This window comes from Burkholderia sp. PR2, assembly GCF_052372875.1.
Classification (GTDB): Bacteria; Pseudomonadota; Gammaproteobacteria; order Burkholderiales; family Burkholderiaceae; genus Burkholderia; species Burkholderia diffusa.
This window is the reverse complement of sequence record NZ_JBQRWH010000001.1, coordinates 1811190-1830327: the sequence shown is the minus strand read 5'-3', so window position 1 is coordinate 1830327 and position 19138 is coordinate 1811190. Positions and strand designations below refer to the sequence as shown.

At 66.6% G+C, this 19138-nt stretch carries 18 protein-coding genes; 11 read left to right on the top strand and 7 right to left on the bottom strand.

The window, feature by feature from the left end:
- The first annotated feature begins 131 nt into the window (after positions 1-131).
- Together ACT2FV_RS07980 and ACT2FV_RS07975 are read left to right on the top strand one after the other, a co-directional pair.
- Positions 132-1442, top strand: a complete 1311-nt coding sequence (locus ACT2FV_RS07980; RefSeq protein WP_444503582.1) for an MFS transporter — start codon at positions 132-134, stop codon at positions 1440-1442.
- Between the two features lie 109 nt (positions 1443-1551).
- Positions 1552-1917, top strand: coding sequence for a nuclear transport factor 2 family protein (locus ACT2FV_RS07975; RefSeq protein WP_444503581.1), 366 nt, complete (start codon positions 1552-1554; stop codon positions 1915-1917).
- A gap of 36 nt (positions 1918-1953) precedes the next feature.
- Here ACT2FV_RS07975 and ACT2FV_RS07970 read toward each other — a convergent pair whose 3' ends face one another.
- From ACT2FV_RS07970 to ACT2FV_RS07955, 4 genes are all read right to left on the bottom strand, one after another.
- Positions 1954-2466, bottom strand: a complete 513-nt coding sequence (locus tag ACT2FV_RS07970; protein WP_444503580.1) for a shikimate kinase — start codon at positions 2464-2466, stop codon at positions 1954-1956.
- Between the two features lie 340 nt (positions 2467-2806).
- Positions 2807-4144, bottom strand: coding sequence for an argininosuccinate synthase (gene argG / locus ACT2FV_RS07965; protein WP_059601426.1), 1338 nt, complete (start codon positions 4142-4144; stop codon positions 2807-2809).
- 329 nt (positions 4145-4473) lie between these two features.
- Complete coding sequence (locus tag ACT2FV_RS07960) at positions 4474-5544, bottom strand: FUSC family protein (RefSeq protein ID WP_444503579.1); 1071 nt, start codon at positions 5542-5544, stop codon at positions 4474-4476.
- Positions 5545-5695: 151 nt separating this feature from the next.
- Positions 5696-7228 (bottom strand): GGDEF domain-containing protein, encoded by a 1533-nt coding sequence (locus ACT2FV_RS07955; protein ID WP_124620981.1) that lies wholly within the window; start codon positions 7226-7228, stop codon positions 5696-5698.
- A gap of 597 nt (positions 7229-7825) precedes the next feature.
- On the opposite strand from ACT2FV_RS07955, the gene ACT2FV_RS07950 reads away from it, so the two are divergent.
- The 4 genes from ACT2FV_RS07950 (at position 7826) to ACT2FV_RS07935 (ending at position 11984) form a co-directional block, all read left to right on the top strand.
- A complete protein-coding gene (locus ACT2FV_RS07950) occupies positions 7826-9361 on the top strand; it encodes an amino acid permease (protein ID WP_151052481.1) in 1536 nt (511 codons plus the stop codon).
- Positions 9362-9625: 264 nt separating this feature from the next.
- Entirely contained in the window at positions 9626-9871 is a 246-nt protein-coding gene (locus ACT2FV_RS07945) for a DUF3717 domain-containing protein (RefSeq protein ID WP_006761486.1), read from the top strand.
- A gap of 240 nt (positions 9872-10111) precedes the next feature.
- Complete coding sequence (locus tag ACT2FV_RS07940; RefSeq protein WP_444503578.1) at positions 10112-11029, top strand: LysR family transcriptional regulator; 918 nt, start codon at positions 10112-10114, stop codon at positions 11027-11029.
- 112 nt (positions 11030-11141) lie between these two features.
- Positions 11142-11984 (top strand): alpha/beta fold hydrolase, encoded by an 843-nt coding sequence (locus tag ACT2FV_RS07935; RefSeq protein WP_151051639.1) that lies wholly within the window; start codon positions 11142-11144, stop codon positions 11982-11984.
- Between the two features lie 51 nt (positions 11985-12035).
- Here ACT2FV_RS07935 and ACT2FV_RS07930 read toward each other — a convergent pair whose 3' ends face one another.
- Both ACT2FV_RS07930 and ACT2FV_RS07925 read right to left on the bottom strand, forming a co-directional pair.
- Positions 12036-12389 (bottom strand): hypothetical protein, encoded by a 354-nt coding sequence (locus tag ACT2FV_RS07930; RefSeq protein ID WP_059601439.1) that lies wholly within the window; start codon positions 12387-12389, stop codon positions 12036-12038.
- A gap of 376 nt (positions 12390-12765) precedes the next feature.
- Positions 12766-13386 (bottom strand): TetR/AcrR family transcriptional regulator, encoded by a 621-nt coding sequence (locus tag ACT2FV_RS07925; protein ID WP_151051641.1) that lies wholly within the window; start codon positions 13384-13386, stop codon positions 12766-12768.
- A 94-nt stretch (positions 13387-13480) separates the two neighbouring features.
- Here ACT2FV_RS07925 and ACT2FV_RS07920 point away from each other — a divergent pair, with 94 nt between their 5' ends.
- Positions 13481-14722, top strand: a complete 1242-nt coding sequence (locus tag ACT2FV_RS07920; RefSeq protein ID WP_151051643.1) for a glycosyltransferase — start codon at positions 13481-13483, stop codon at positions 14720-14722.
- Between the two features lie 16 nt (positions 14723-14738).
- Here ACT2FV_RS07920 and hutC read toward each other — a convergent pair whose 3' ends face one another.
- On the bottom strand, positions 14739-15434 hold the full coding sequence (gene hutC / locus ACT2FV_RS07915; protein ID WP_059466626.1) for a histidine utilization repressor: 696 nt from the start codon (positions 15432-15434) through the stop codon (positions 14739-14741).
- A 495-nt stretch (positions 15435-15929) separates the two neighbouring features.
- On the opposite strand from hutC, the gene ACT2FV_RS07910 reads away from it, so the two are divergent.
- The 4 genes from ACT2FV_RS07910 (at position 15930) to ACT2FV_RS07895 (ending at position 19082) form a co-directional block, all read left to right on the top strand.
- Complete coding sequence (locus ACT2FV_RS07910; protein ID WP_151051645.1) at positions 15930-16703, top strand: ABC transporter substrate-binding protein; 774 nt, start codon at positions 15930-15932, stop codon at positions 16701-16703.
- A gap of 178 nt (positions 16704-16881) precedes the next feature.
- The gene (locus ACT2FV_RS07905; protein WP_059601448.1) at positions 16882-17571 is read left to right on the top strand and encodes an ABC transporter permease; all 690 of its coding nucleotides are present in this window, start codon (positions 16882-16884) and stop codon (positions 17569-17571) included.
- Positions 17568-18281, top strand: a complete 714-nt coding sequence (locus tag ACT2FV_RS07900) for an ABC transporter permease (protein ID WP_059601450.1) — start codon at positions 17568-17570, stop codon at positions 18279-18281. The genes ACT2FV_RS07905 and ACT2FV_RS07900 overlap by 4 nt, the downstream gene beginning before the upstream one ends.
- Before the next feature lie 33 nt (positions 18282-18314).
- Positions 18315-19082 (top strand): ABC transporter ATP-binding protein, encoded by a 768-nt coding sequence (locus tag ACT2FV_RS07895; protein ID WP_151051647.1) that lies wholly within the window; start codon positions 18315-18317, stop codon positions 19080-19082.
- Positions 19083-19138 lie beyond the last annotated feature (56 nt).

Here is a 19138-nt window from a genome sequence, read left to right as displayed (position 1 = left end):
GGATTTTCCTGCCCGCGACTCGCGCATTCGACGTGAGCCGGGCGCCGGCGCACACGATTCGTCGTGACGCCGGCAAGCACCCACGGGGCTCGTGCGGACAGCGTGCGGCCCGACCTCGAAGGAGGAGACACATGCAAGCGGATCTGGAAACCCGCGTCGCGCGGAAACTGATGTGGCGCATCATTCCGTTCGTGATGCTGCTTTACTTCGTCAGCTTTCTCGATCGCGTCAACGTCGGCTTCGCGGCGATGACGATGAACAAGGCGATCGGCCTGTCGCCCACCGCGTTCGGACTCGGCGGCGGCCTGTTCTTCATCGGCTACTTTCTCTTCGAAGTGCCGAGCAACCTGATTCTCCATCGTGTCGGCGCCCGCATCTGGATCGCGCGCGTGATGATCACGTGGGGCATCGTGTCGGCGGTGTCCGCGTTCGCGGCCGGGCCGACGAGCTTCTACGTGCTGCGCTTCCTGCTCGGCGTTGCGGAAGCCGGTTTCTTTCCCGGCATCATCCTGTACCTGAGCCTGTGGTTTCCCGCGAAGCAGCGCGCAGTGGCCGCCGCGTGGTTCATGGCGGCCGCGCCGATCTCGACCGCGATCGGCTCGCCGCTGTCGGGCGCGATCATGCAGATGCCACCGATGTTCGGCCTCGCCGACTGGCAGATGCTCTACATCGTCGAGGCGCTGCCCGCGGTCGCGCTCGGCTTCGTCGTGCTGAAGTGCCTGACCGATGCGCCGTCGAAGGCCGCGTGGCTGCAGCCGGACGAGCGCGACTGGCTGATCGCGAAGCTGAAGTCCGAGGCCGACGCGCGGCACACGCATGCCGGACACACGGCCGGCGCATGGCAGGCGCTGCGCGACCCGCGCGTGCTGGCGCTCGCGCTGATCTACTTCGGCACGTCGGCGGGCCTCTATACGCTCGGCCTGTGGGCGCCGCTGATGGTCAAGCAGTTCGGCTTCACCGCGTTGCAGACGGGCTTGCTGACCGGCATCCCGAGCATTGCCGCAGTGGTCGCGATGATCGGATGGGCACGACATTCGGATCGCACCGGCGAGCGCACCTGGCACGTCGTGATTCCGTGCGTGCTTGCCTGTATCGGCTTCGTGTTCGCGGGTCAGGCGAACACCGCGCTCCTGACCGTGCTCGCGCTGGTCGTCGTCAACATCGGGATCAGCGCCGCGAAGGCGCCGCTGTGGGCGATGCCGAGCGCGTTCCTGTCAGGCGCCGGCGCGGCCGCGGGGATCGCGATGATCAACTCGATCGGCAACCTCGGCGGGTTCGTCGGGCCATTCGCGATCGGCTGGCTCAAGCAGTTGACGGGCGGGTATGCGGCCGGGCTGTACCTGGTGGCGGGCACGCTCGCGGTGTCGGCGGTCGTCACGCTGCTGCTCAGTCGCAAGGGGGCGCGCGAGCAGGTTGTGTCGGGGGTGCGGCACCATCATTGAGCGCGCACATGCCAGCCGCGGCGAGTGCGCGGAAGCCGTGCGGCCGCTGATACACTGGGGCGCACGGGCCGGCATTCACGCCGCGCCCGATATGGAGACGACGAGCCGCATGGAACCCATCACCGAGGCATTCGCGCGGCACTTCGCGCAGGAATGGATCGACGCATGGAACGCGCACGATCTCGACCGCATCCTGTCGCACTACGATGACGCCTTCGTCATGCATTCGCCGATGATCGCGCGGATCGCAGGCGAGCCGAGCGGATGCCTGCATGGCAAGGCGGCGGTGCGTGCGTACTGGGCGAAGGCGCTGCAACTCATTCCGGACCTGCGTTTCGAGTTCATTGCGGTGCTGGCGGGCGTAGACAGCGTCGCCATTCACTATCGCGGCGCAAACGGACGCGGCGCGGTCGAGGTGTTCCGCTTCGGAGCCGGCAATCGCGTGAACGAGGCATTCGCCCACTACGCGGCGTGAGGCGGTGGCCGCGAATCGTTCGCCGGGGCGTTGCCGCTATGCGCGCGACGCGTGGACGCGTTGCGCAATCTCTCGCGCGCATGCATCCACCGATGCCTTCGACGTATCGATCACGCAATCGCTGAATGCGCGCGCCGCATACCCTTCCCGATACATCTCGGCGATACGTTGACGCTCCCATTCCGTCAGCACCCGCGTGCCGCGATCCGACGCCGCGATCGCCTCGGGCGGCGCGAGCGTGACGACGATCAACCGTGCATCACGCGCATCGCAGGCCGCGCGCAGCCGTACGAATTCGGCTTCGCCGATCGGATAGGCGATCACCAGATGACGTTCTCCGGCCTGCGCGATCTGCGTGACGAGGCGCTCCAGCGCGATCGCCCACTGCACGTCGAACGGTGCGTCTTCGGGGGCAGCGTGATCGTCGCCGTCGATGAAGCGCGCATCCGGCAGCACGCGGGCGAGCGCGCGACCGATCGTCGTCTTCCCGCTGTTGATCGGGCCGTTCAGGTGAATGACGGTGAGAGGCGGGTTTGCTGGAGGAATCATGAAGGCGTGCTGGATCGGAACGCCTGCATTGTGCCTCGACATGCAATCTGTTTGTAATGCCGAAGCGATGAGAACGATTTGTTCGATGAAGCGCGCCACGTGAGGCGGCTCGGCGAAAACGTTCCGTCAACGACAAAACGCCACTCACTTCAGCTGCGACGACGATTGCGACTGCGACTGCGACCGGGACGGCCACGGCATCGAAATGATCCTGATGCGACTGCAGGATCGTCGTGATGCGCGTTCCGAATCCGGCAGTGCCTGAAGAAAGGCGGGAGGGGAGTGCTGCATGCGGCCGGGCGGTTCTTATGCCGCCCGGCCGCTCGCGAAAACGGCTTGCTTACTCGCCGCTATCGCCCTTGATCTGCGGCAACGCCGACGATTCACCCGGCGTGAGCAAACCGACCTGCGTATAAACGCGCAGCTTGTCGCGCGTATCGGTGATGTCGAGGTTGCGCATCGTCAGCTGGCCGATCCGGTCGCGCGGCGAGAACGTCGACGCCACCTTCTCCATCGACAGGCGTTCCGGCTGATACGTGAGGTTCGGCGACTTCGTGCTCAGGATCGAGTAGTCGTTGCCGCGGCGCAGTTCGATCTTCACTTCGCCGGTGATCGCGCGCGCGACCCAGCGCTGCGCCGTTTCGCGCAGCATGATCGCCTGCGGGTCGAACCAGCGGCCTTGGTACAGCAGGCGGCCGAGACGGCGGCCGTTCTCGCGATACTGTTCGATCGTGTCTTCGTTGTGAATGCCGGTGACGAGACGCTCGTACGCGATGTACAGCAGCGCGAGGCCCGGGGCTTCATAGATGCCGCGGCTCTTCGCCTCGATGATGCGGTTCTCGATCTGGTCGCTCATGCCGAGGCCGTGGCGGCCGCCGATGCGGTTCGCTTCCAGCAACAGCTCGACCGGGTCCTTGAACTCGACGCCGTTCAGCGCGACCGGCTGGCCCGCTTCGAAGCGCACCGTCACTTCCTCGGCGGCGATCTTCACGTCGTCGCGCCAGAACGCGACACCCATGATCGGGTTCACGATCTTGATGCCGCTCTCGAGGCTTTCCAGATCCTTCGCCTCGTGCGTCGCGCCGAGCAGGTTCGAGTCGGTCGAATACGCCTTCTCGGCCGACATCTTGTACGCGAAACCGGCCTGGTTCATGAACTCGGACATTTCGGCGCGGCCGCCGAGTTCGTCGATGAACGTCTGGTCGAGCCACGGCTTGTAGATCTTCAGATCCGGGTTCACGAGCAGGCCGTAGCGGTAGAAGCGCTCGATGTCGTTGCCCTTGTACGTGCTGCCGTCACCCCAGATGTTGACGCCGTCTTCCTTCATCGCGGCGACGAGCATCGTGCCCGTCACGGCGCGGCCGATCGGCGTCGTGTTGAAGTACGTGACGCCGGCCGTCGTGATGTGGAACGCGCCGCTTTGCAGCGCGGCGATGCCTTCGGCGACGAGCTGCGCACGGCAGTCGATCAGGCGGGCGCCCGCTGCGCCGTATTCGATCGCGCGTTTCGGGATCGCGTCGTAATCGTCTTCGTCGGGCTGGCCGAGGTTCGCCGTATATGCGTACGGGACGGCGCCCTTCAGTTTCATCCAGTGCAGCGCGGCGCTGGTGTCCAGGCCGCCGGAGAAGGCGATACCGACCTTCTGGCCGGTCGGGAGGCTTTCGAGAATCGTGCTCATAGGAATTACCGTGGATTGAAGCCGGTGGGATCGTATTTCGCGGAATATGCGAGTATCGGCTGTCCGGGAAGTTGGGGCAAGACCTGATTTTCGCGCCAATACGTTGTCGGGCCTGTCGCGGCGGGCCCGGCGGGCGGCGAATCAGGCGGAGAACGCCGCGCAAACCGGCGCCGAGCGGCGGCCGAAACGGTCGCGGCCGAGCGCCGTCGCTTGCCGTGCTTCCGGGGCCGGATCGGCTGAAGGGCGGGGCAGCCGCCGTCGGGATGCGAGCCCGCCGCGCCGAAAGGATTATGAAAGATTTTGGCGTGAAGCCCGGCGTCCCGCGACCTTCAGATATTCCACGCCTGCGCGGTATCGAGCAGTTTCTCACGCAACTGATCCACTTCGCCGGCCAGCTTGGCCGTGATCGACACGTAGCCCGACAACTGCGGCGGAGGCATGTCGTGCGGCGGCTCGGCCGGCCGGCGGCGCGCCGCGAGCCGGCTCGGCGTGCCGACCTTGAGCGCGCGGCTCGCGCCGACGAGCGTGTCGCGGATGCGCCGGTTCACGGCCTTCATTTCGTAGCGCATGTATTCGCGGGCAGTCACGTCGTCGCGGGCCGGCACCGTGCTCGACAGGATCTCCAGGTAGCCGATGCACAGGCGCAGGCTGCGCTGGATCGCTTCGAGGTGCGTGACCGAGATCTCGCATTCCTTCGACACCGACGGCATCAGCGAACGCAGCTGCACCAGCAGCGCGCTCAGCGCGGCCATTTCCTTCAGGTGCGCGTCGTCGCTCACGCGGCGGTCGCCCGCGAGCCGCGTATGCACGGCCGCGCACGCGCGCAGCGCATCGGCGAGCTTGTAGCGCCACGAGTAGGTCGCGTAGAGCGGCAGCGCGAACGAGAACGCCAGCGCGATCGCGATGCCGGTCAGGACGTTTACCGCGCGCCACAGGCCGTCGACGATCTCGTTGTCGCCATGCCCGGCGACGATCACCATCGTGATCGCCGACAGCAGCGCGATGTAGCCGGCCTTGCCGATCGCGTGATACGCGCAGAATCCGCACGCGATCGCCATCAGCAAGTAGATCGCGAACGGCGCGTGCAGCATGGAGTAGAGCAGGATCAACCCGAGCCCCGCGAGCGCGCCGATCGACGTGCCGAGCGCGCGCTCGGCCGCCTTCTTGCGGATGTTCCCGTGGTGCTGCAGCCCGCCGACGACGATCAGCACGGTGATCGTCGACCATTCGCCGTGCGGCACGCGCAGCCCGGTGGACAAGGCGATCGACACGAGGATCGCAAGCGCGACGCGCGCCGCATGGATCAGCTTCGCGTGCCGGTAGCGGCGGTAAGGGTCCAGCAGGGGACGGAGGGCGTGGCGCAGGAGCGACGGCAGTCGGGCAGGAAGCTGGGCGTTCATGACGGAGCGGAGATGGCCGGCGGGGTGGCCGGAATACGCGCGGGCGGCCCGCGCGGGCCGGCGCCGCGCCGCACGCGCAGCTGACGTAACGCTAGCCGAACGCGCGCGGGCTGTCCACGGCGACGCGGTGCGGGCGCCGCCGGCCGCCGCGTTACGCGTCGGCGGTGTTCGCCTCGGCGTTCGATACGCGATTGCGTCCGCCGGACTTCGCGCGGTACAGCGCCTCGTCGGCCTGCCGCAGCAGCGTCGCGGCGTCGATGCGCCCGCCGGCGGCGGTCGCGGCGCCGATGCTCGCTGTCACGTGCCCGTACGGGCTGCGGCCGTGCGCGATGTCGAGCCCGGCGATCGCGCGGCGGATCCCTTCGGCGACGGTCGCCGCGCCCCGCGCATCGGTGTCCGGCAGCGTGACGACGAATTCCTCGCCGCCGTAGCGCGCGACGTGGTCGCTGTCGCGGCGCAGGCAGCGCGACGCCGATTGCGCGACGCGGCGCAGCACATCGTCGCCGGCGAGGTGGCCGTAGTAGTCGTTGAACGCCTTGAAATGATCGACGTCGACGAACAGCACCGACAGCGGGCGGCCGCTGCGCGACGCGCGCAGTGCTTCCTTCGCGAGCACCGTGTCGAACGTGCCGCGGTTGTCGAGCCCGGTCAGTGAATCGGTGTGCGCGAGCCGGTACAGCTTCGACTCGGCGATCTGCCGGCGCTTGAGTTCGCGCGACAGCGCGAGCGAGCCCCACGCGATGAACACGGTAAACAGGGCCATCAGCACGGCGGTCCAGATCGTGCGATGGCGCCACGACGCATAGATGTCGATCTCGGCGGGCGCGACGTCGACGACCAGCGGCAGATTCGCGAGATGCTTGTAAACATAGATGCGCCGCACGCCGTCGATCGCGCCGACGCCAGTCAACGCGCCTTCGCTGCTGCGCTGCGCCTCGATGAAGAGCGGGGCGTTGTGAAGGTCGAGGCCGACCACGCGCGCATCGAACGGCAGGCGGGACACGAGCGCGCCGTTGTCCTCGACGATTGCCGCGCTGCCGTGCTTGCCGACCGCGAGACCGTCGAGCAGCGCGCGGAAGTAGTCGATGCTGAGCGTGCCGACGACGATCCCTCCGAAGCGGCCATCGGCCAGCGTGATCCGTCGGCTGAGCGCGATCGTCAATGCGCCGCCGCGCAGCCGGGACGCATAGGGCCGGCTGATGAAGAGGCCCTGCGCGAGCCGGTCGCGATGCACGGCGAAATATTCGCGGTCGGCGAAATTGCCTTGTCGCGGCGGCGATTCGGCCGAATCGATCACGATATTGCCGTGCGGATCCATCACGAAAATGGCGCCGAGATACGCGCCGCTCGCGGCGCGGTCGAACAGCAGCCGGTGACGCTGGTGCGGCGGCAAAGCCATCAGTTCCGGATCGGCGAGGCCGTCGACGACGTTTTGCAGCGACAGATCATACAGTTCGATATTGCGGGAAATATCGCGCTCGATCAGCAGCATCAGGTTGCGCGCATTTTCGACCGCATGATCGTACGCGTCGTGGCGTGCCTCGATTAAAAGCGACGTCGAGAGTCCCCAGCTGAACAGGAGCAGCATGATGCCCGCGACGAGTACGCCGCGGGGCGACAGAATGCGTGCCACGGCCGACGCGGTATGACGGCGCGCCGTGGCGAGCGGCGTGTGTGGCTTCATCCTCGGGGGTGGGCGGCGGAAATTTGCGTCGTAGACGATTCCGCGCAGTGATTAATTCGCATTAATCGGCATTATCTCGCGAATCCCGGAATTTCGCCGCGCGATGCAAAACATGCATGCGCCGACCGCGATTCGGAACGATTACACACCATTACTGTGAGCCGGGTGTCGGTTTGATTTGAATCAATTGTGAGTGGCCGGTATTTTGTCTGATTATTAGCGGCGCTTGCGGATCGATTTGTCGTTTTAATACAGGATCGGGCGTTTGCGCCGGAACGATTACGCCTTGCACGGTTCGCCATCGCGGATGACCACTCGAATGGCATGACCCGTACCGCGCAACCCGCAGCCGTGCCGCCGTCTGGTCGCCCCGCCGTGTCCAACTTGTTGATTCTGCTGCGTCTGCATGCGGCGGCGGGGCGTTCGGCGCTCAGCTGCCCCCGCGGCGAATCAGGTAGAATCCGCGCTTCGCCGCAGGCGCCCGGCGCGCAACGCGTATCGGGGCCGCATCGAATGCATCGCAGCAGGCGGCGCGCCGCGCCCCGATCCCGCATGCGCCGGCTCCGGATGCCGGCCCGCTCAACGTTCGTCTCGTTTATGTCCGCAATTCCGAATTCCGACCAACCCGGTTCGTCCGCGAACCCACCCAAGCTTCATCGCGCGCTGAAGGCGCGCCATCTGACGATGATCGCCATCGGCGGCTCGATCGGCACGGGCCTGTTCGTCGCGTCCGGCGCGTCGATCTCGCAGGCCGGCCCTGGCGGCGCGATGGTCGCTTACATGCTGATCGGCCTGATGGTCTACTTCCTGATGACGAGCCTCGGCGAAATGGCTGCGTTCATGCCGGTGTCGGGCTCGTTCGCGACCTACGGCGCGAAATACGTCGACGAAGGCTTCGGCTTCGCGCTCGGCTGGAACTACTGGTACAACTGGGCCGTGACGATCGCGGTCGAACTCGTCGCCGCGCAGCTCGTGATGCACTACTGGTTCCCGGACGTGCCGGGCGTCTGGTGGAGTGCCGCGTTCCTCGGCGTGATGTTCCTGCTCAATGCGCTGACCGTGCGCGGCTTCGGAGAAGCCGAATACTGGTTCGCGCTGATCAAGGTCGTCACCGTGGTTGCGTTCATCGGCGTCGGCCTGCTGATGATCTTCGGCATTCTGAAAGGTGCGCCGGGCAACGGCTGGGGCAACCTGATGATCGGCGACGCGCCGTTCGCGGGCGGCCTGCCGGCGCTGATGGGCGTCGCGATGATCGCGGGCTTCTCGTTCCAGGGCACCGAGCTGATCGGCGTCGCGGCCGGCGAATCGGAGAACCCGCGCACGACGATCCCGCGCGCCGTGCGTCAGGTGTTCTGGCGCATCCTGCTGTTCTACGTGCTGGCGATCTTCGTGATCGGCGTGCTGATTCCCTATACCGATCCGAACCTGCTGAAGAGCGACGTGACCGACATCGGCGTGAGTCCGTTTACGCTCGTGTTCCGCCACGCGGGCCTCGCGTTCGCGGCCGGCGTGATGAACGCGGTGATCCTGACGGCCGTGCTGTCGGCCGGCAACTCGGGCATGTACGCGTCGACGCGGATGCTCTACAACCTCGCGACGGAAGGCCGCGCGCCGAAGCTGTTCGCGAAGCTGTCGCCGGGCGGCGTGCCGCGCAACGCGCTGTACGCGACGACCGCCGTCGGCGCGCTGTGTTTCTTTACGTCGCTGTACGGCGACAAGACGGTGTACCTGTGGCTGCTGAACACGTCGGGGATGACGGGTTTCATCGCGTGGCTCGGCATCGCGATCAGCCACTACCGGTTCCGCAAGGGCTACGTGACGCAAGGCTACGCGGTCGACCAGCTGCCGTACCAGTCGAAGTGGTTCCCGTTCGGCCCGCTGTTCGCGTTCGTGCTGTGTCTCGTGATCGCGCTCGGCCAGGACTATCAGGCGTTTCTCGCGAACCGGATCGACTGGGCGGGTGTGGCCGCGACCTACGTCGGCATTCCGCTGTTCCTCGTCGTGTGGCTCGGCTACCGGCTCCTGAACAAGAGCCGCTTCGTGCGTTACGAGGACATGGAGATCGCACCGTGGGTCGCCGCGAGCCGCGGCGCGCAGCTGCAGCGCGTGGAGAACCGCGAAACCGCGGGCTGATGCCGGCGCGGCACGCGGCCGCGCGATGGCGCAACGAAACGGGAAGCCGCACGCTTCCCGTTTTTTTTGTCCGCTTTCCCCTGCACGGGGTCAAAGCCGGTTATATTGCCCGACCCTACCGGGCCACACGGCCCGGCCGGCGCGACGAGCGCGGCGCGGATCGGGCATCCGGCGCGTGCCTCTCGCGGCGGCCGGCGGCGCCCGGCGTTTCCATCGTTCCGCCGCGCCGGCACGGCCCGCGGAGCGCGCAACCCAGAGGAATCCATGAGTGCATCACCCGCCGAGCGGAAGGCCGGACCCGTTTCCATCGTGCGAATCGAAGCCGCGATCAACGCGTGGCGCGAAGTGTATCCGCCGGCGCCGGACGGCGAGGACGGCTACGCGCTCGACGCCGGCAGCAACTGCCTGGCCGAGCTGTACGGCGCGATGATCTGCTATCGGCTGCCGGACGTGCCGCTCGACTCGTTGAGCGACGCGCAGCGCGATGCGCTGTACGCGACCGAGGCGTGATGCGCGGTCGAGACGCTGCCGCGACGCGGCGTCGATGAAGAAACGGGAAGCCTGGCGGCTTCCCGTTTTGCTTTGCGCGGTGCCGGACGCGAGGGCGGCACGACGCTGCTCGCGCCGGTTTCGGCGCGGGCTGAGGTATCGTCATGGCATCGGGATCGGGCGATCACGGGACGACCGGCTCGGCACGCGTCTGCGCGGGGCCGAATGAACGTCCGTTGCCGGTCCGGGAGGGATCGAAAAATGGAGTTGAGACATCTCCGCTACTTCGTCGCGGTTGCCGAGGAGCGGAATTTCACGCGTGCGGCCGAGCGCCTGCACATCGCGCAGCCGCCGCTCAGCCGGCAGATCCAGCAGCTCGAGGACGCGCTCGGCGTGCCGCTGTTCGAGCGCAACGCGCGGCCGCTGAAGCTGACCGACGCGGGGCGGTTCTTCTATTCGCATGCGGTGCAGCTGCTCGCGCAGACGACCGAGCTCGAATCGATGACGAAGCGGGTCGGCAAGATCGAGCGCAGCATGTCGGTCGGGTTCGTCGGTTCGACGCTGTACGGGATGCTGCCGAAGATCATCCGGCGCTTTCGCAGCGAGTATCCGGCCGTCGAGCTGAGCCTGCACGAGATGTCGACGATGGACCAGATCAAGGCGCTGAAGGAAGGGCGCATCGACGTCGGGTTCGGGCGCATCCGTCACGAGGATCCGAGCGTGCGGCGCGTCGTGCTGCGCGAGGAGCGGATGATCGTCGCGCTGCCGGTCGGTCACGTGCTCGACGGCGCGAAGCCCGTGCTGTCGCTGCACGATCTCGTGAACGACACGCTGATCATCTTCCCGAAGGCGCCGCGGCCCAGCTATGCGGACCAGGTGCTCGCCGCCTTTCACGATCGCGCGTTGCAGCCGCGCAAGATCTACGAGACGCGCGAACTGCAGATCGCGCTCGGACTCGTCGCGATGGGCGAGGGCGTGTCGGTCGTGCCGCACAGCGTGTACGGCCTGAAGCGCGACGATATCAGCTACAAGCCGCTCGACGACCCGAACCTCGTGTCGCCGATCATCATGAGCATGCGGATGCTCGACGAATCGGAGGACATCCGCGCGATGCAGGCGCTGATCTACCGGCTGTACGACGAAGCGCAGATGGAGTATCTGCCGCCGCAGCCCGAATGAGCGTGCGGGCGGTGGGGCCTTGCTTGACGCCGCGCGGGTCGCCGGGCCACCATCGTCGGCATTCGATGCGGCCCGCCCGCGTGCGGCCGCCTTCATGCAGACGACGACACACATGACTGAAATCGTGACCGAGGAGACCTGGGTCGAGACGCCGCAAGGGCGTCTCTTCGCGAAGCGCTGGCGCGGCGTGCCCGCGCGGGCACCGGCCGCACCTACGCCCGTCGCACCTGAGCCGGCCGCACCTGCGCCGGTCGCACCGATCGTGCTGCTGCACGATTCGCTCGGCTGCGTCGAACTATGGCGCGACTTCCCCGCGCAACTCGCGCGCGCCACCCGGCGCGACGTGATCGCATACGACCGGCTGGGCTTCGGGCGGTCCGATCGTCATCCGGGGCAACTCGGCATGACGTTCGTGCGCGACGAGGCCGATCACGGATTCCATGCGCTGCTCGAGCGGTTCGGTATCGATGCGTTCGTGGCGTTCGGGCACAGCGTCGGCGGCGGCATGGCGGTCGGATGCGCGGCGGCGTATCCGGCGCGTTGCCGCGCACTGGTGACGGTCTCCGCGCAGGCGTTCGTCGAGGATCGCACGCGCGACGGCATTCGCGAGGCGGGGCAGCAGTTCGACGCGCCCGGCCAGCTCGACCGGCTCGCGCGTTATCACGGCGACAAGGCCGAATGGGTGCTGCGTGCGTGGGTCGACACGTGGTTGTCGCCGGCGTTTCGCGACTGGAGTCTCGACGACGAACTGCCGCGCGTGCATTGCGCGACGCTCGCGATTCACGGCGAGCAGGACGAATACGGGTCGGACGTGCATCCGAAACGGATCGCCGCGCGCGTCGCGGGGCCGTCGTCGTTCCTGCTGCTCGACGGATGCGGACACATGCCGCATCGCGAGCGGACCGACGACGTACTCGCGGCCGTGGCGACGTTCCTGCGCGACGCGCTCGCCTGAACGCCCGGGCGCGGGCGTGCGATGCAACCGGCGGGCCCGGCCCGCCGGTGCTCAGAACGACAGCTGGATTGCGAGGTCGACGGCGAGAATCGCGATCGAGCAGCCGATGCCGAGAACCACGTTCGGCAGCCGGTGTTCGAAGTCGCGATTGTCACGGCGCATCGCGGCACCGAGCAGGAAGACCGCCTCGACGACGATCTGCAGCCCGACGAACAGCAGCATCAGCAGATACTCGTAACCCATCTGCTTGAACACGGCGAATTGCATCCCGTGATCGCGGATCCATTGGCCGACGCGCAGCAGTTCGTAGACGAACAGCAAGGCGGGAAACAGGTAGCTGATGAAATACGTCGGCGCGGTGGCGTGCCGTAGTTCGAGGTGGAAGTGCGGATGCGTGGTAGCCATCAGGAAGCCCTCCTTGCAACGCATGATTGCGGTCGCGACGGCGGCGCGACGACGTGCGGACTAAGGGATTGCCCGAGGCATCGTGCGCGGTCGTACGGCACCAGCATACTGCTGCGCGGGAAATTTGGCATCCCGTCCGTGCGATCGTTGTAAAAATCCCTCCGCATCACGCGATGCCTTCAACGGTCGCCGCTCGCGGTGCGCGGTGTGTCCGCCGGCTGCGTGTCGCCGGCAGTGCCGGGCACCTGCCGTTCCCGATGGCGTTCCGGATCGCCGGCCGGCGCGCGGTGCGCTCGACGTGCGCGCGAATGGCGTGAGCGCGGTGCACGTCCGATGCGGACGCACCTTCCCGGCCGTGCGTCGCCTGCGCGGGCGCTCACGCTTTCGCGTGCGCGCCTTCGACGAACAGCTTCGCGACCGACCGGAATTCCCGCTTCAGCGACAACCCCGGCACGGTCAGCCAGCGCAGCATCGCCGCGAGATACAGGTGATGGAACCACGTGGCGAGCTGGTCGGCGGCTAGCGCCGGGTTCAGTTCGCCCGCCTGCTGTCCGGCCGCGATCAGCTGCTGCCACACGAGCGCGATGTCGCCGCCGCCATTCTCCCCGCTTTCCGCTTGCGCCACGCCGATGCTCAGGAACCGATGCCGCAGGTATGCGAGCAGATACACCGGATGCTGTTCGCACCATGCGGCCGACGCGTCGAGCACGCAGGCGATCCGCGACGCGAAGGTCTTCCGTCGCGCGACGTCGCGCTGCAGGTGCGCGAGGTCGCGCGCGAGTTCGCCTTCGAGCCAGTGCGCGAGCACGGCCTCCTTCGTCGGAAAGTGGTTGTACAGCGTACGTTTCGCGACATCGGCCTGCGCGGCGATCTGTTCCATCGTCACTGCGTCGTAGCCGTGCGCATCGAACAGGCGTGCGCCGGTGTCGGCGAGATGCGCGAGCATCTGGATGCGCTTGCGTGCGCGGCGCCCCGGATCGTCGGTCGTCGTTGGCATGGTTCGGTATCGACTGAAAGTGCACGAATTGCATTAGTATACGACGTGCATTTTTATGAATCCACTCGCCTGCATCATGCAGGAGGAGCCACGCATGAAGCTCGTCATCGCCACTTACGGCACCGAAGGCGACACGCGCCCGCTCGCGGCGCTCGGCCGCGCGCTGCTGGATGCCGGCCATGAGGTCCGGTTGCTGGCCGACGTCGCGACGCTCGGTTCGGCCGCCGCGCTCGGCGTGCCTTGCGAGCCGCTGTCCGGCGACATCCGCTCGGCGATCGCGCCGGATGGTGCGTTGTCCGAAGCGGTGCGCGGGCGCGGCGGTTTCAACGACACGTCGAAGGCGCTCGCGGCGATCGCGAATGCGAACACGGCGGCATGGATGCGCGAAGTCGCGGCCGCATCGGCCGGTTGCGATGCGATCCTGGTGTCGGGGCTGGCGTCGTTCGTCGGGCTATCGGTTGCCGAGTATCGCGGCGTGCCGGCGATCGGTACGGGGATGATCCCGATCACGCCGACCGCGACGTTCGCGTCGCCGTTTCTGCCACCCGGCAAGGTGCCGCGCTGGTTGAATCGCGCGAGCCACCGGTTCGTGAACGCGCTGCTGTGGCACGCGTTCAGGCGGGCGACCAATGCGGCGCGCGCCAGCGTGTGCGGACTGCCGCCGCGCCGGGCCGTATGGACCGATCATCCGATGCTGTACGGCTTGTCGCCCGCGCTGCTCGCCGATCCGGCCGACTGGCCGTCGCATGTGCTGGCATGCGGTCAGTGGCGCGTCGACGCGCCGGCGTGGACGCCGCCGCCCGCGCTGTCGAGCTTTCTCGACGCGGGCGATCCGCCCGTGTATATCGGCTTCGGCAGCATGGCCGGGTTCGACCGGGCCGCGATGGTCGACGCGCTGTTGCAGGCGCTCGACGGCCGGCGCGCGTTGTTTTATCCGGGCTGGAGCGGCATCGATGTGTCGATGCTGCCGGCGCATGTGTGCGTGATCGGCGAGACGCCGCACGACCGGTTGTTTCCGCATGTATCGATGGCGATCCATCACGGCGGATCGGGTACCACGCATTCGGCCGCGCGGGCGGGCATTCCGTCGGTCGTCGTGCCGTTCGCGGGCGATCAGTTCTTCTGGGCGAGCCGGCTGCAACGCGCCGGTGTGGCCGATGCGCCGGTGGCGGGGCGGCGTGTGGACGCCGCGGCGCTTGCACGCGCGATCGCGTTCGCTGCACGAGCCGACACGCAAGCGCGTGCCGCCGAACTCGGTGCGCGGATCGCGCGGGAGGACGGGGTGGGGCTGGCGGTTGGCGCGATCGAGCGCTGGGGGCGCCCCGGCGTGCGCTGAACGCGTCCGCCTCGCGTCAGAAATGCCCGGTGAACCGGTAGCGACTGCCCGGATGCCACAGATTGGCCACCGACGCGACCATCCCTTGCGACCACGTGCGCCGATGCAGCAGCAGGCACGGCTCGCGTTCGTCCGTCGTCAGGTGCCGGCGCGTTGCCGCATCGGGCATCGCAGCCTCGATCCGGTATTCGACCCGCTGCAGCGGCGCGACGCGCGTCAGGTACTGGTTCGGCGTCGTCGTCGTGAAGTCCTGCAGCGCGTATTCGGGTGCGCAGGCCGGGTTGACCCAGCGCTCCTCGAGCTGCACGGGCGTGTCGTTCTCGAAGTGCAGCACGCGCGAATGGAAGATCGGGCTGCCGGTGTCGAGCTGCAACTCGTCGGCGAGCTTCGCGTCGGCGACGGCCGCGCCGACCTCCAGCACCTGCGCACGATACGCATGGCCGCGCGCGGCGACTTCATCCGAGATGCTGCGGATCGCGACCAGTGTCGATTCGTATTTCGGCGACGCGACATACGTGCCCGAGCCGCGCGTGCGCGTGAGCACCTGTTCGGCCGTCAGCTCGCGCAGCGCGCGGTTGACCGTCATCCGCGCGACGTTGAATTCGCGCGCGAGCTCGTTCTCCGACGGCACCTGGTCGCCTTCCGCCCACTCGCCCGCATGAATGCGCGCGAGGATGAAGTCCTTGATTTCCTGATAGATCGGTGTGGTCATTGCATTGCTGTTCAAGAGACGGCGGCCGCGTGCCGTCGCGGGCCGGCCTTCGTGCGGTGTTCGGGCGGAGTGTACCGGGTTCGACGCGGTGCGGGCCCGACTGTGGGCCCGGGATTCGGGTTATTCCGGCCTGCATCCGGAGCGCCCATCGGGGGCCCGCCGGGGCCGCACGGACCGCGGCCACCGCGTCGGCGAGCGCGACAGGCGGAAAAGTATAGACAAATGCAGACGCGACGACGACGTGCCGAAGCCGCACAGAAAGCTGGATTTCATCTGCATGTAATCTGTAGCGAATTGAAATATAAGGGAAATTCGCTCATGGAAACAATCCGCCGACAATTAGAGATAAACACGGATTGCTGGCGGTGACCTGAAAAAGGCAAAGTTGTATGTACAACTTCGGAAGTCACCGGACGGGTGGCTTCCGGGTTGGAACGGTTCGCGGCGGCGACGCCCGACCGGACCCGTGCCCAGTTCGCCTATGACAGGAACGCCATGAAGAAACTCGCGCTCAGTATTGCCCTTGCCTGCCTCGCGGTCGGTGCCCACGCCAAGGATTGGTCGACGATCCGGTTTGGCGTCGACGCCAGCTATCCGCCGTTCGAATCGAAGGACGCAAGCGGCAAGGTCGTCGGCTTCGACGTCGATCTCGGCAACGAGATCTGCGCACGGCTGAAGGCGAAATGCGTGTGGATCGAGAACGACTTCGACGGGATGATCCCGGCGCTGAAGGCGAAGAAGTTCGACGGCGTGCTGTCGTCGATGTCGATGACGCCGGCGCGCGCCGAGCAGATCGCGTTCTCCGACAAGCTGTTCAACACACCGACGCGCCTGGTCGCGAAGAAAGGCGCGAACCTGCAGCCGACGGCCGAATCGCTGAAGGGCAAGACGGTCGGCGTCGAGCAGGGCACGATCCAGGAAACCTACGCGAAGGCCTACTGGGCGCCGAAGGGCGTGCAGGTCGTGCCTTACCAGAACCAGGACGGCGTGTACCAGGACCTGATGTCCGGCCGCCTCGACGCCGCGCTGCAGGACGCGGTGCAGGCCGACCTCGGCTTCCTGAAGACGCCGCGCGGCGCGAACTTCGAATTCGCCGGCAAGGACATCGACGATCCGAAGACGCTCGGCAACGGCGCCGGCATCGGGCTGCGCAAGGACGACGCCGACCTGAAGGCGAAAATCGACCACGCGATCGCCGACATGATCAAGGACGGCACGTACAAGAAGCTCGAGAAGAAGTACTTCGCATTCGACGTCTACGGCGGCTGACCGTCGATGCGGCGCGCATCCGCTGCGGCGCGCCGTGTCGTGTCGGTTCCCGGGTGCCGCTTGCTTCGCATGACGCGTCCGGCTTGATGAGCGGACGACATCAGGTAATGCGCAGATATCGTTTGATGCGCGGGTAATGGCTATTGACAATCCAGCCACATCGTTCTGGATCCCAAACATGATCTTCCAAGGATTTGGCCCGCTGTTGTGGGCCGGCACGGTCGAGACCGTGAAGCTCGCGGTGCTGTCGCTCGCCGCGTCGCTCATACTGGGCCTCGCGGGCGCGGGCGCGAAACTGTCGACCAACCGCGTGCTCAGGTCGGTCGGCACGTTCTATACGACGCTGATCCGTGCGGTGCCCGATCTCGTGCTGATGCTGCTGCTGTTCTACGGGATCCAGATCCTGCTGAACGACGCGACCGACCTGCTCGGCTGGGACCAGATCGACATCGATCCGTTCGTGGCCGGCGTCGTGACGCTCGGCTTCATCTACGGCGCGTACTTCACCGAAACGTTCCGCGGCGCGTTCCTCGCGGTGCCGCGCGGCCAGCTCGAAGCCGGCTTCGCATACGGGATGAGCGGCTGGCGCGTGTTCCACCGGATCATGTTCCCGCAAATGATGCGCTTCGCGCTGCCGGGCATCGGCAACAACTGGCAGGTGCTCGTGAAGGCCACCGCGCTCGTGTCGATCATCGGCCTCGCCGATGTCGTGAAGGCGTCGCAGGACGCCGGCAAGAGCACGCTCGACTTCTTCTTCTTCACGCTCGCGGCAGGTGCGATCTACCTCGCGATCACGACGGTGTCGAACGTCGTGCTGCACCACCTCGAGAAGCGTTATTCCGTGGGCGTCCGGAGGCTTGCACTGTGATCGAACTCATCAGCCAGTACTGGCAAAGCTATCTCTACACCGACGGCTACCGCTTCAGCGGCCTGGCGATCACGCTGTGGCTGCTGGTCGTGTCGATCGCGCTCGGCTTCGCGCTGGCCGTGCCGCTCGCGATCGCGCGCGCGTCGTCGAACCGCTGGATTTCCGGCCCGGTGTGGCTCTATACGTACGTGTTTCGCGGCACGCCGCTCTACGTGCAGCTGCTGATGTGCTACACCGGCATCTACAGCCTGCAGGTCGTGCACAACCACGTGCTGCTCGACACGTTCTTCCGCAACGCGATGAACTGCACGCTGCTCGCGTTCGTGTTGAACGAATGCGCGTATGCGACCGAGATCTTCGCGGGCGCGATCAAGGCGACGTCGGCCGGCGAGATCGAGGCCGGGATGGCCTACGGGATGTCGCGCTTCAAGCTCTATACGCGCATCATCCTGCCGTCCGCGCTGCGCCGTTCGCTGCCGAGCTACAGCAACGAAGTGATCCTGATGCTGCACGCGACGACGCTCGCGTTCACCGCGACCGTGCCCGACATCCTGAAGGTCACGCGCGATGTCAACTCCGCGACGTACATGTCGTTCCAGGCCTATGGCATCGCGGCCGTGCTGTACGCCATCGTCGTGTTCGCGCTCATCTGGGCGTTCCGCAAGCTCGAGACGCGCTGGCTCGCGTACCTGTCGCCGCGCGGCCATTAACGCATTCGCAAGATTCGCAAGGAAGGACCAAGCATGTACAAGCTCACCGTTGACAACCTGCACAAGAAATTCGGCGACAACGAGGTGTTGAAGGGCGTGTCGATGAAGGCGAAGGCCGGCGACGTGATCAGCATCATCGGCTCGAGCGGCTCCGGCAAGAGCACGTTCCTGCGCTGCATCAACTTCCTCGAGCAGCCGTGCTCGGGGCAGATCACGATCGGCAGCGAGCCGATCGAGACCACGCGCGACCGCAACGGCTCGCTGCGCGTGGTCGACCAGAAGCAGCTGCAGCGCATGCGCACGAAGCTGTCGATGGTGTTCCAGCACTTCAACCTGTGGGCGCACATGACGGTGCTCGAGAACGTGATCGAGGCGCCGATGGCCGTGCTCGGGATCGGCAAGGAAGAGGCCGTCGCGCGGGCGCGCAAGTATCTGGAGAAGGTCGGCCTCGCGCCGCGCGTCGAAGGCATGTATCCGTCGCACCTGTCGGGCGGACAGCAGCAGCGTGTCGCGATCGCGCGTGCGCTCGCGATGGAACCGGAGGTGATGCTGTTCGACGAACCCACGTCGGCGCTCGACCCGGAACTCGTCGGCGAAGTGCTGAAGGTGATGCAGAAGCTGGCCGAGGAGGGCCGCACGATGGTCGTCGTTACGCACGAGATGGGCTTCGCGCGCAACGTGTCGAACCACGTGATCTTCCTGCACCAGGGGAAGATCGAGGAAGAGGGCGATCCGCGGGAGATTCTCGTCAATCCGAAGAGCGAGCGGCTCGGGCAGTTCCTGTCGGGGCGGCTCAAGTAAGCGGGCGCTGCTGCGGCCTGGAACGCTAAATGCTTGTCCCGGATGACTCTTTCGAT